Source organism: Wenyingzhuangia heitensis, assembly GCF_011762155.1.
Classification (GTDB): domain Bacteria; phylum Bacteroidota; class Bacteroidia; order Flavobacteriales; family Flavobacteriaceae; genus Wenyingzhuangia; species Wenyingzhuangia heitensis.
Map to the genome: position 1 here is coordinate 1,538,890 of NZ_JAASQL010000001.1, position 13,288 is coordinate 1,552,177.

Genomic DNA, 13,288 nt, shown 5'->3' on the forward strand with positions numbered 1-13,288 from the left:
AATGCATCCACACAATCTATGGACTTGTAGAGACATTCTAACTTAAACCCACAAAACAATAAACTGTCCTATTTAAACTTATTGATTAAATATGAATTTTGATATATGAAAAAAATTAAAAACAGTTTAAAGGTTTTAAAAAAGCAAGGGGTTTTATTGTTGCTAAGTGTTGTTTTTTGCAATGCTGCAAATGCAAAAAATTCAGCATCGGATAATTTTTTCACACAAGAAACAACAGTTAGAAATGCAGTTGTAGCTTCTGTAAAAAATAAAGAAGTTTTGTATGTTTCTAGTTTAAGTGATGGTGTGGGGTGTTATACTTTAGAAGGAAAAAACTTGTGGAGTGCTACCATTGAAACTCCAGCCGTAATTTTTGAAATTGAAGCAGCAGACATAGATGATGATGGGAACGATGATTTGTTAGCGGCATCAGCAAACGGAACCATATACTGTTGGTCTAGTAAAGGAAAATTATTATGGAAATTTACACCAGATCATAAAGTTCGTTTTTCTGAAATTGCAGTGGTTAAAAACAACAACAAACTACAGATTTTTGCAGGAGGAAATGATTATAAATTATACGAGCTAGATGCCAAAGGGAAACAGGTTTCTACTACAAAAATTAGTGGAGTGGTAAGAAAAATAGAAGCTGGAAACTTTACAAGTAAAAACAAGCAAGATATTTTTTTAATGACTTATTCTCATGATAAGTTCCGTTGGGAATTTATGGGGGTTCTAGACTCTCAGTCTAAAAAAGTTTTAAAAGAAGCAAATTACAGAAATCCAAAGCTTAAAAGTTTGAGTAAAGCAATGGTTACTAATATTTCTATATCGGACATTAACAAAGATGAATTAGATGATATTTTATTTTTTGGAGATATTTCTTTTGTACCCTTATTTACAGGGCTTAATTCAAGTTTTGAAGTAATTGCAGAATACAAAGCAACCAGAAAAGACAATCAAAGATATGGACACTCTAAAGGAATTAGTTTATTGCCACTTAGAGATGAAATTATGTTTCAGTTTGGTGGAATTATGTACCAATTAGATTTGTCGGGTAAACTGATAGAAAAATTTGGAACTAGATATGCTAAAAATGATGAAATTGTTTTTAGTGATTTTGCTGTTGCTTCCAAATCTAAAGAATTAATAGCTGCAGGAGAAGTAGATGGAGGAAGTGGAATTTATAAGTATGATTTAACTAAAAATAGTTGGGCTACTATTTCACAAAAACTGCAAGGAACCATGGAACAGGTAGAAGGTAACTTAGAGCTGTTGTACAAACAAATATTAGATTTTAAAATGCCTAGCTACCAACAAAAATCTAATCAAGATTGGGTAATGGTTACCAGTAAAAAAGTAGATGCAAAGGTGAACAAAATCAAAGGGAATAACATTCAATTTGTTATTCAAAAATCACCTAAAGAAGGTACCGATAGGAGTCATATGGTAGCTGTTATGGGAAAAATAGCATTAAAAAAAGACAAAAGAGGAAAATATCAAGATTCTAGAGAAGACATTGTAAATATGGCTAGAACTTATGAAAAACAAGGACAGCCTTTTACGTTTTGGGCAGGACATGGAAATGATCCTTTTTACATTCAGATAGAAACATTAGAGCAAATTTTAGAAGTGGCACCCACTACTTGTAGAGGTTTTGTGTATGCCGAAATGGACAATGTAGATGACCCAAGAGTAGTGCATTTTGTAAAAGAATACATTCCAAGGTTGGCCAAAGCAATCAGAAAGCACAAGAAAGCCAAGTTATATTTTAGATACAAAAATACATTTTGGGCATTGACAAATAAATTGCCTTTATGGCAAGAGCTGTTCTTTTCTAAAAAGTACAATGATATTTTAGCTCCCGCATCAGAAGACACGAGTTCTAGAACTCAAGATATTAATTTAAGTGGGAGAGTAGGAATGTTTGTAGCAGGTTATATAGATGATTTTGCCATGCGTTTGGTAGATGACAACCCAACAAGTTGGAGACCTTTATCACCAGGAGGACAACGTTCTTTTTCGCCGTATTTAAGACAAGGAGTTATGATGGCTGCTTATGGAGCTAAACACGGAGTAATTATAGATAACAACTTTACCAAAGGAGCTGGATTAAATATATTATTTGGGTTGATGAAATCTGGAGCTTTGCCAATGGTTAAAAAAGAAGATATTTTATCTATTGGTTCTTGGCATTTAATTAAAGAAGTAGATGAACATTTGATACATACCATAGACAATCATCACTCTTTAAAACAATACAAGCCTACAGATGATCAAGATTTGTTTTCGGTAACGCAAATGCATTGGGCAGGAACTAATATCCCCGAACACGATTATTCTAAAATTGCTTTAGGAGTAGATTACAGATGGTTAAATTATATGCCATTAATGCCAAACGGAATGGTGCCAATTGCTCCTATTGAATATGCGAAAGAATTAGAAAAAAATAACATTCCTTATAGTGTAAGTAATGGGTCTAAAGGTTTTTCTAACGGAAAATTAATTTCGGCAAAAGAGTATGCAACAGAGTTTAAAGAAATTGTAGCTAAAGGAAAATTAGCGTTGCCAGTTGAGGTAAAAGGTGCTTCTTGGAGTGCTATTCGTATTGATAAAAACCACATTCGTGTAATTCTAGTTGACCCTGGTTATATTGAGCCTAAAGATAGAAATGTTACGATTACATTTAATGGAAAAAAACCTACATCTGCTATTGACATTCTATCCAAAGAAAAGATTGATATTAAAGGAAATACCATCAATACAAAAGTGCTTGCTGGTTCTTTAAAATTTATTGATTTGACATATTAATAAATTAGAAAATGAAAAATTTAGCTTTAACCCTTTTTTTATGTTTGAGTAGCTTATGTGTTAATGCCCAGCAGAAACCCAATGTATTGTTTATAGCCATAGATGATATTAATGATTGGATTGAACCTTTAGGTGGAAACAAACAAGCCATTACTCCTAGTATGGATAAGTTTGCCAAACAAGGAGCGATGGTGTTTAAAAATGCAGTATGTGCGGCTCCTATTTGTGGTCCATCTAGATCTGCTATATTGTCTGGTTTTTTACCTAGTACCTCTGGGGTGTATGGTAATTCACAGGATATGATTTTTTCTGATGTCGTACAAAAAAATGCAACGTTACCAGAATACTTTTCTAAAAACGGGTATCATACACTTTCTAATGGTAAAATGTTTCACAAGCATGGAACTAAAAACGGAAAGACTGATTTTGGTGCTTGGGCTTTTGATGAATTTGCAAGAGCAAGAAGGTATAATAATGACAAAGCAGATAGCAAATATGTAACTTCTTCTAAAGCAGGAGTTATTAACGGAAAGAAAAGTCCTGAGTTTAAGGAGAAAAAAAGCAAATTAAGCTGGGGGCCTACTAAAGATTCTTTTGAAGAAATGGTAGATTATGGAGTGGCAGATTGGGCTACAAAGCAGTTGTCTAGAGATTTTGATAAACCATTTTTTATGTCTGTAGGATTCATAAAACCCCATTTACCTTGGTTTGTTCCTAAGGAGTTTTTTGATATGTATGATGTAAATGAAATAGATGAGATTATTGTTAAAGAAAATGATTTGGATGACATTACCAATGAAAATGGTAAACAATTATTTAAGCCAACGGTAGAATTTAATTGGGTTAAAAAACACAATTTAGGAAAAGAAGCTACCAAAGCTTATTTGGCTAGTATTTCTTTTGCAGATAGATGTTTAGGTATGGTCTTAGATGCGCTAGAAAAGAGTGGGCATGCAGACAATACCATTGTAATGATATGGGGAGATCATGGTTGGCATTTAGGAGAAAAATCACGTTATTTAAAAAATACGCTGTGGTCAGAAGCAGTAAAACCTCCTTTAATGGTGAGATTGCCAGGAATGAAAAAAACAATCTACTGTGAAAGTCCTGTGAGTTTGTTAGATATGTATCCTACATTGGTAAGTTTATGTGATTTGCCTACAAAGAAAAATATAGAAGGGCATGATTTTTCTAAACTATTAAAGAATCCAAAAGCAAAATGGGAGTTTCCTGGGGTAACTATTTCGTCTAGTGGTACCTCTGTGCTAACGGAAGAGTATCATTATATTCAATATGTTTCTGGAGGAGAAGAGTTGTATGACGTACAAAAAGATCCAAGAGAATGGGATAATTTAATTCAACAAACGAAATATAAAAAAGTTGTAAAAGAATTAAAAAAATGGGTTCCAAAAGATAGAGTTAAACCTAAAAAGGAACATTACAAAAAGCCTAAAAATTATGTAGATGCAGATCAAGATCCTACAATAAAAGAAAGTAGAAATTTGAGCGAGTTAGAGTAAAACTATAAAATGTAGAAAAAACACAAACCCTTAGAATTCCTATGGATTTGTGTTTTTTTTGCTTTAGAATATATTAATAACAACAAAATATAAACATATAACGACACTATCTTGATCTTGTTTTAAGAATTTTGTTAGACTTAAGAATAAATTCAATTAAAAATGAACAAATTAAAATTAGTAGCAATTTGTATAGTACTGCTAACAGCATGCAAAGCCAAAACAAATTCAGATAAAAAAGTAGCGACCAAACCAAACATCATTTACATAATGGCAGATGATTTAGGGATTGGAGATTTAGGAACTTATGGTCAACAAAAAATAAGCACTCCAAATATTGATGCTTTGGCTACAAACGGAATTAAATTTACACAACACTATAGTGGATCTGCAGTTTGTGCTCCTTCAAGATCATCTTTAATGACAGGACAGCATACAGGACATACTCCAATTAGAGGAAATAAAGAAGATACTATAAATGGCGGACAAGTTCCATTACCTGCCAATTCTATTACCATTGCCGAATTATTAAAAGGAGCTGGTTATACTACAGGAATGTTTGGTAAATGGGGATTAGGTTTTGGAGAAGGAGATCCTAATAAACAAGGTTTTGATGAGTTTTATGGTTATAACGATCAAAAATTAGCACACCGTTATTACCCAGCTTATTTAAATCACAATCAGGAAATAGATTCTTTAGAAGGAAACGATTGGACAAACACGGTGATTTATGCTCAGGATAAAATTCAAGAAAAAACGTTAGAATTTATTTCAGAAAATAAAGAAAAACCATTCTTTGCATACGTGCCTTTAGTATTGCCACATGCAGAATTGATATCACCTAAAGATTCAATATTACAAAAGTACATTGGTAAGTTTGATGAGGTTCCTTACAAAGACCATCCATACTCGTCTGATTATGGTCCTAATATGATAGAGTACAAATATTGCACACAAGAGATTCCGTATGCAGTTTTTGCTTCTATGGTAGATAGAATGGATACTTATGTTGGGCAAATTGTAGCGAAAGTAAAAGAGTTAGGTTTAGAAGATAATACCCTTATTATGTTTACAAGTGATAACGGAGCACATGATGCAGGAGGGGCAAACCCAAAATATTTTAACAGTACTGCAGGATTAAGAGGTATAAAAAGAGATTTGTATGAAGGTGGGATTAGAGCTCCTTTTGTGGCTACATGGCCAGGAAAAATTAAACCAGGAACTTTAACAAATCATGTTTCTGCTTTTTGGGATGTAATGCCAACTTTGGCTGAGATAGTAGGGGTGGAAACACCTAAACAAAGTGATGGAATTTCTTTTTTACCAACATTGTTAAATCAAAAAGAGCAAAAACAACATGACTATTTGTATTGGGAATTTAATATCAAAGGAGGTCGTAAAGCAGTTCGTTTAGGTAAATGGAAAGGAGTTATTTACAAGACATCAAATAAAAAATCTGAAATTGAATTGTACGATTTAGAAGCTGATGTTGAAGAAACAAATAATGTTGCTAAAGACCATCCAGAAGTAGTGGCTAAAATTGAAAAAATAATGTTAGAAGCTAGAACAGAGAGTAATTTATTTAAATTATAAAAGACTAACTAAATGAAATATTTTAAGCTACTTGTTGCCTTTTGTTTTTCAATTTCTGTTGCTGCACAGCAACACATCAATTTTGATAAGGACTGGAAATTTATTCAGAAAGATGTTTCTGGAGCAGAACAAATAAATTATAAAGATACCGATTGGAGAGAACTAAACTTACCTCATGATTGGAGTATTGAAGGAGAGTATGATGAAACCCATCCTATGGGAGATCAGTGCGGTTATTTACCTGCGGGTTTTGGTTGGTATAGAAAAACGATTACCGTTCCTAAAGAATGGAAAAACAAACATGTAGAAATTGCTTTTGAAGGTGTTTTTATGAACAGCACCGTATGGGCAAATGGACAAAAATTAGGAAACAGACCTTACGGATGGGTTTCTTTTGCCTATGATATTAGTGAAATTGCTCAGAATTCTGAAAGCATTACGTTTGCTGTTCGTGTAGATAATAATTTACAACCATCAGCAAGATGGTATACAGGGAGTGGAATTTATTCACATGTTTGGATGGATGTAAAAAATAAAACTCACATTGCTAGAGATGGAGTTTTTGTAAAAACCAAAGGAGATGCTGTTTCTGTTGCGACAGAGTTTATCAACAAACAAGATAAAAAGCAAAAGGTAACCTTAAAAACTACAGTTGTAGATGCTGATGGAAATAAAATCATTTCTAAATCATCTAAAATTAAAGTGGATAAGAATGCTAAAATAAAAGTAGATACTGATTTACAGATAGAAAACCCAAAATTGTGGTCTACACACAATCCATATTTATATACGTTGGTTTCAGAAGTTGTTGTAAAAGGGAAAACACAAGATGTAGTAAAAACTAAGTTTGGTGTTAGAGATGTGGAGTGGAAACCAGCTTCAGGAATTTGGATTAATGGAGAAAATGTAAAATTACAAGGAGTTTGTAATCATCAAGATGCAGGGCCTTTGGGAGCTGCCGTACCCGATAAAATTATTCGTTACAGAATTCAGCAATTAAAAGACATGGGAGTCAATGCTATTAGAACTTCTCACAATCCGCAAACTCCAATCTTTTATGATATTTGTGACGAGTTAGGAATGTTGGTCATGGATGAGGTTTTTGATGGTTGGTTAAAAAAAGCACCACAAGATTATGGGGCTCGTTTTTTTGACCAATGGTGGAAAAAAGACTTAACAGATTGGATCAAGAGAGATCGCAATCATCCGTCTATTATTATTTACAGTGTAGGAAATGAAACTCATGGAGAAATAGGAGCAGACTTGGTGAAAACTTGTCATGAATTAGACAATACTAGACCCGTAACGTCTGGGCATTCAGGGTCAGAATACATGGATGTAATGGGAGTGAATGGACACAGTGAAAAAAAAGGATTTTTTGATCATTTAGAAGAAGAGCAAGATGGTAAGGTTTTTATAGGAACCGAAAACACACATACGTGGCAAGTAAGAGGTTTTTACAGAACCAAAACGTGGTTTAGAGACGGATACCCTAGCAAAAAACAAAAACCATATGCTTTACCAGATTTAACAGAAAAAGAAGTGTTTACACATGATTGGATTGATGACATTAACAGAACCAATCACAAACAAATATTTAACTCTAGTTACGACAATGCTATGGTGCGAGTTTCGTCTCGTTTAAATATTGCTCAGTTAAGAGATATTCCGGCTTATGCAGGTTCTTTCCGTTGGACAGGTCACGATTATATTGGAGAAGCAGGTTATGTACACGGAGGATGGCCTTTTAAAGCGTTTATGGGAGGTGCTATTGATTTGTCAAATTTTGAAAAAGATTTGTATTACTTGTATCAAAGTCAATGGACTACCAAATCCATGGTCCATATATTGCCACATTGGACACACCCTAAAGTTGCATTGGGGACTGAAATTCCAGTTTGGGTCTATTCCAATTGCGATGAGGTGGAGTTGTTTTTTAACGGACAATCTTTAGGGAAACAAAAACCAGGAAAAGAGTGGTTAAAAATGCAATGTGAATGGAAGGTGAAATGGCAACCAGGAACTTTAAAAGCAATTGGTTATAAAAACGGAAAAAAGATTACGGAAGAAGTTATTAGAACTGCCAATGCTCCTACAAAAATTGAATTGTCTGTAGATGGAGAGACTTTAGAGAATAAAGCAAATGATTTGGTTCAGGTTCGTGTAACCACTACCGATGCTAAAGGAGAGTTTTATCCGTATGGAGAAAATAGAACCTATTTTAAAGTGTTAGGATCCGGAAAAATAAAAGCTTTAGGAAACGGAAGTCCTGTAGATGTAGAGCAGCATGTAGGGCCTAATAACAGAAAAGCTTTTTATGGATTAACAAGAGCGTTTATAGAATCTACAGATACTGATGGAGCTATCAATTTATTGGCGAGCTGTATTTTGGGAGAAAAGAAACAAATTACATCAAACCAAGTAAGTATTGATACTAAAATCATCAATTTAAGAGGAAAAAAAGTACAACCTAATATTAAAGTCTACTACACTACAAACGGAGATATACCTACAGAATCTTCTACTGCATACACACAAAGTTTTGAGGTAGCTTTAGAGACTACCATAAAAGCATTGGTGGTTGTAGATGGTGAAAAAGCCTATGTTTTAGAAGAAAAATTCGGAAAAAAAGAAGGATTTACTTGGAACAAAAATTCAGGTGAATATGTAGTGGCTGGAGAGCAAGCCGAAGATGCCAAAATTACCAATGGTAAAGTTATTTTAAAAGACAAGTTGGTGAGAGGAAAAGGATATGTAAAATTACACAATGTAGTAGGGGCTTCTTTAGAATGGTATCAAGAAAATGATGGAGGAGCAGGAGAAGCTGATTTGTATATTCGCTATAGCGGAAAATACAAAGATGCTCAAGGAACTTACATAAAGGTAATAGTAAACGGAAAAATTGTAGACGATAAATTCTTTTTAAGAAACACCAGAAATACCGGTAATTTTTGGAACAAAGTAAAACTTCCTATTCAGATAGATAGAGGAGCAAATACCATTGTTTTAGAAACGGTAGAAGACAAAGGAATTTTAATTGATGAGATCTTAATCAATTAAAAGCTAGAAAACACAATACAAAACGCTCCTAAATTTAATTTAGGAGCGTTTTGTATTATAATTTGGAAATTAAATTGTGTAAATTATCATCTTTATTCAGTTTCATTTTTTTACGAAGCCTGTACCTAGAGGTGTTTACGCTTTCCATAGAAATTCCTAGTAATTGAGAAATATCTTTGCTAGAAAAATTTAATTTAATCAAAGCACACAAGCGCTGATCTTTACGAGTTAGCTCTGGATAGGTGCTGGTAAGTGTTTGATAAAACTTTTTGTTTACAGAAGTAAAACGAGCATTAAACTCTTCCCAGTCGTGACTTTTATTAATTTTTATAAGGTTTATAATTTGGTTGATAATCTTGTTATCAGCTCCTTCTATAGTCAACAGCTTATCTTTAATTTGTAAAATCAATTCATCTTTCTGAATTAATTGCAATGCTGATGAAGTTAATTCTTTGTTTTTAAGTTCTAAAACTTCAGTGTTTTTTTCGTGACTTAGTTTTTGTTTGTGAATAAAATTATCTTTTTCTGTCTTTCTTTTGTTAAACAAATACCAAACAATAATTCCAGAAATAATAAGAAGTGATCCTATTGAAATAGAGAGAATTAAGTTTCGTAAAAAAAGGTTTTTTTGCTCTTGCTCTAGTTCTATTATTTTACTTTTTTCAATAGCTTTTTTTTGTTGTTCTAATTCAACTCTGTAATTGTCCTTAATTTCTAAAATATTACTGTTATTCATACTTCTGGCTCCAAAAAGTTCTTCATCCATTTTTTTGGAACGTTTTAAGTATTGATAGGCGATGTCTAATTGACCCATAACCAAATACAGTTCACTTAATTTTTCGTAAGTTTTTGGAATGTAATTTTGATGACTTTTGTATTTTTCTGAATAAAATAAAGATTTTAAATAATAGCTTTCACTTAACTTATATTCATGCTTACTTAAATAAATATCTCCTAAAATAGAATATAACATGACTAAATAAGATGAATTTTTGATTATAAAAAAACGTTCTACTTCTTTTAAAATTTTAATAGCTTGGTCTACCTTTCCTTGATAAAAATAAATATAAGCTTGTTCTGCTTGTGTAAAAGGAGTAGTTCCATTTAGAAATTTGTCTTTGCTATAGCTTATACAGCTATCTAAATATTTTTGAGCTTTACCATAATTACCATTTTCTCTATGGTGACTGGATAAAAGATAAAAGTTGTTAACTAATTTACTTTTAGGTTGTTTTTGTTTTCTTAAAATATTTAAAGAAGCATCAAAATATTTTTCTGCCTTTACATCTTTATTAAACATACTATATAAAACCCCTAGTCCTGTATAAATTTCACCCAAATACGTACTGTCTGCTGTTTTGTTTGCTAAAATTAGGGCATCCCAATAACTGTCGTAAGACTGTGCATAATGTCCTTTGTTGGTACTTATTTTTGAAATATTTAATGCTGCATTAATTGCTTTTAAAGTATCATTTTCTTTTAAAAATTGTTGTTTTTGTACCTGGTAAAAAATTAAAAGACTATCTGAATTAATCGTGTTTGGTGTAACTTTTTTTTCTTTAGGGGAAAAAGTGAGGTGTTGTTTGTTTTGTGCATTCAAATTATAAAAAGGATACATTATAATTAGATACAGAATAAAGTAGTAAGGACTTAAATAATTTTTCATGTTAAGCTGGGAAAAACAAAAATCTATAGATTAAAAAGAACTAAAAGTAAAAAGTTATTTATAAATATATGTAATTGCTGCATTCATAAATGGTTTTGTCTATACTATTTCTATAGAATAATTAATTCTGTATAGGTTAAAACGGTATTAAACATTGCAAAATACACTAGTTGATCTCTAATTTTGAAGAATGGACAGATAGAAGTGTTGATATAAAATTAATTTTTTAATTAACGTATTTGTGCTTTTTAAAGTTTATAAAACAAACGATTAATAAGAATTATGATGAGTCTGAAAAGTAATGTTTTGGTAGTTTTTAGTGTTTTATGTTTGGCAGTTTCTATACATGCCCAAAAACATAAAACTATTTGGGATGGGCAAAAACAAATCCAGCTATTGGATTTTGAAAGCAAAAAAGAATTGAAAATTATAAAACCGTTAATAAGTAAAATAACCTTGGTTAATGGCAATGGAGTTACCAGTGGAACCAAAGCTCTAAAAATAAATTTTAAAGCTGATGAAAAAGTTAGTGGTATTGATATTCATCCTACAAGCACATGGAAAACTAGTAAATTAGGCGATTTCTGTTTTGTTTTTGATGCGGCTAACCTCTCCAATGTTTCAGCTAATATTTGGGTAGAGGTTTTTTCTGCCAAAGGAGGTTCTGCAAGAAGAATAGCGTTGTTACCTGCAAACAAAGAACAGACCTATTATTTTGAATTAAAAGGATCTGGAGTAAAAAAAGAAAATGGAATACGTAACAATCCAGCTCCTTGGAAATCAAATTCCATCATGATGATGAATAACAATGCTAGAAATCAAATTGATGTATCACAAATTTCAAGAATCAGAATTAGTGTCAGAAATAATTACGATGATAAAATTATAGTTCTAGATAATATTCGTTTGGTTACATCTCCTAAAAAAGATCCTAATTATTTAATTGGTTTTGTAGATAAGTTTGGTCAAAATGCCAAGGTTGATTTTCCTTTAAAAGTTACATCAGACAAACAGTTAAAAGAAATAGCAGATAAAGAATTAAAGACATTGGCGGTTTCTAAACCGATGTCTGATAGAAGTAAATTTGGAGGGTGGAAAAAAGGTCCTAAATTAAAAGCAACAGGTTATTTTAGAACAGAAAAATACAATGGGAAATGGGGATTGGTAGACCCAGAAGGGTTTTTATATTTTTCTAACGGAATTGCCAATGTTCGTATGGCAAACTCAACCACTTTTACGGGTATGGACTATAAAAATGAGGCTATTCGTCACAGAGATCCAAAAGATATAATCCCAGAAGACTCTAAAGATATTGTAGCCATACCAAATAAAATAAGAAAAACAGCATTTAATGCTTATCCTTGGAGACGAAAAATGTTCTTGGAACTACCGTCTTATGAGGATCCATTGGCAAATCATTATAGTTATCGTCGTGAATCGCATGTGGGAGATATAAAACAAGGAGAAACCTATAGCTTTTATAGAGCAAATTTAGAAAGAAAATACGGTGAACAATTTGCAGGTTCTTACCTAATGAAATGGCGAGATGTTACTATTGACCGTATGTTAGATTGGGGTTTTACTTCTTTTGGAAATTGGGCTGGAGAAGAATTTTATGGTAGTAAACGTATGCCTTATTTTGCAAATACTTGGGTTATTGGAGATTTTAAAACAATTGGAAAAGGAACTTGGCATAATATGGGCGATCCTTTTGATTCTGAATTTGCAAACAGAACAAAATTTGCAATTACTAAGGTTGCAAATCAGGTAAAAAATAGTCCATGGTGTGTAGGTGTATTTGTAGATAATGAAAAAAGTTGGGGAAACCCAGGGAGTTTTAAATCACGTTATATACTAGCTTTAGATGCTCTTGAAATGGCAGATGTTGAACTACCAATCAAGCAAGTTTATATGAGTTTTTTAAAAGAAAAATACAAAACCGCAAGTAAATTAAGTAGTGCTTGGAATGTGAAAATTGATTCGTGGACTACATTGTCAAAAGGAATGTCTTTTCACAAAATTAAGAATCCAAATAAAAAAATAGCTGAAGATTTAGGAGTGATGGTAGAAATTTATGCTACTAAATATTTTCAAATTGTTCACGATGAATTACAAAAACAACTACCCAATCATTTGTATTTAGGGTGTCGTTTAACAGCATGGGGAATGACTCCAGAGGTGCGTAAAGCTGCTGCTAAATATGTAGATGTATTTAGTTTTAACTATTACAGAGAAGCTTTTGGTAAAAAGTTTTGGAGTTTTATGGAAGGTATAGATAAGCCTGCTATGATTGGTGAATTTCATTATGGAGCTTCCTCAGATACGGGTTTCCTTTTTCCAGGAAATATCCAAACAACAGACCAGACTGATAGAGCTCGTTTGTACAAGCAGTATGTAAATCAAGTAATAGACAATCCTTATTTTGTAGGGGTTCACTGGTTTCAATATTTCGATTGTAATATTACTGGACGTGCTCACGATGGAGGTAATGGAAATATAGGTTTTGTAACCGTTACAGATAGACCTTATGTGGAAATGGTAAAAGCAGCCAAAGAAGTAAACGAAAACTTGTATGAAAGAAAATTTGGAAAAATAAAAAAGCAAGACAATAAATAAAGGCTTACAAAGAATTAGTAAT

General features: G+C 32.4%; 6 protein-coding genes. 5 read left to right on the top strand and 1 reads right to left on the bottom strand.

Translation table 11 applies throughout. The annotated features are described in order from the left end of the window. Positions 1-105: 105 nt before the first annotated feature. The 4 genes from FHR24_RS06540 to FHR24_RS06555 all read left to right on the top strand — a co-directional run bounded on the left by FHR24_RS06540 (position 106) and on the right by FHR24_RS06555 (position 8,984). On the top strand, positions 106-2,811 hold the full coding sequence (locus FHR24_RS06540) for a hypothetical protein (RefSeq protein WP_167185627.1): 2,706 nt from the start codon (positions 106-108) through the stop codon (positions 2,809-2,811). Positions 2,812-2,822: 11 nt separating this feature from the next. Then, on the top strand, positions 2,823-4,331 hold the full coding sequence (locus FHR24_RS06545; protein ID WP_167185631.1) for a sulfatase: 1,509 nt from the start codon (positions 2,823-2,825) through the stop codon (positions 4,329-4,331). Between the two features lie 162 nt (positions 4,332-4,493). Continuing rightward, positions 4,494-5,924 (top strand): arylsulfatase, encoded by a 1,431-nt coding sequence (locus FHR24_RS06550; RefSeq protein WP_167185634.1) that lies wholly within the window; start codon positions 4,494-4,496, stop codon positions 5,922-5,924. A 12-nt stretch (positions 5,925-5,936) separates the two neighbouring features. Next, the gene (locus FHR24_RS06555) at positions 5,937-8,984 is read left to right on the top strand and encodes a glycoside hydrolase family 2 TIM barrel-domain containing protein (RefSeq protein WP_167185637.1); all 3,048 of its coding nucleotides are present in this window, start codon (positions 5,937-5,939) and stop codon (positions 8,982-8,984) included. 55 nt (positions 8,985-9,039) lie between these two features. On the opposite strand, the gene FHR24_RS06560 is transcribed toward FHR24_RS06555, so the two are convergent. Further along, positions 9,040-10,650 carry a helix-turn-helix domain-containing protein gene (locus FHR24_RS06560; RefSeq protein ID WP_167185641.1) on the bottom strand — a complete coding sequence of 537 codons (1,611 nt, stop codon included), beginning with the start codon at positions 10,648-10,650 and terminating at the stop codon, positions 9,040-9,042. A 282-nt stretch (positions 10,651-10,932) separates the two neighbouring features. Between FHR24_RS06560 and FHR24_RS06565 the strand changes: the two genes are divergently transcribed. Further along, entirely contained in the window at positions 10,933-13,266 is a 2,334-nt protein-coding gene (locus FHR24_RS06565; protein ID WP_167185644.1) for an agarase, read from the top strand. Positions 13,267-13,288 lie beyond the last annotated feature (22 nt).